The organism is Marinobacter halodurans (assembly GCF_004327985.1).
Taxonomy (GTDB): Bacteria; Pseudomonadota; Gammaproteobacteria; order Pseudomonadales; family Oleiphilaceae; genus Marinobacter_A; species Marinobacter_A halodurans.
This window is the reverse complement of the sequence record NZ_SJDL01000203.1, coordinates 1-420: the sequence shown is the minus strand read 5'-3', so window position 1 is coordinate 420 and position 420 is coordinate 1. Positions and strand designations below refer to the sequence as shown.

1 protein-coding gene is annotated in these 420 nt (G+C 52.4%); it reads right to left on the bottom strand.

Features of this window, described 5'->3' with window-relative positions; all coding sequences use genetic code 11:
* Positions 1–156: 156 nt before the first annotated feature.
* A partial coding sequence (locus EZI54_RS24990; RefSeq protein WP_207389361.1) for a hypothetical protein occupies positions 157–420 on the bottom strand: 264 nt, incomplete at its 5' end.

The following is a 420-nucleotide window of genomic DNA, read 5'->3' as shown; positions in this document are numbered from 1 at the left end:
AACCAGGGTCTGCCACTGTTCGGGTGTGCGGTGCTTTCTCATGGGGGTAACCTCGTGTCGGAAAATGTGAGGTTACTGTAGGGCGAATCTCAGCGGGGTGGCAGAACGTCCTGAAATGAACGCTTACTGGCAAAACTCCGGGATGGGATCAAAGAGCTAGAGCAAGAAATTGAATCTGAGTGCGGAAAAAATGCCTAACAAATTATTCCAGTTCGTTCCGGCCCCGGCGGGCCTCCACCGGACGGCTTTCAGCCGCCGCTGAATATTGGCGTTAAATGTCAGCAAAGGATGAACAACATTCCTCGCTTCAAAAAGATAGAGACTCTGACACTCGGTGTTTTTTTGCCCCTGGTGCTCATTGGGTACACGATGTTGCTTTTGTCGGGTGCCGAAGCCGTGTTCTGGGGGCGTAGTTCGACC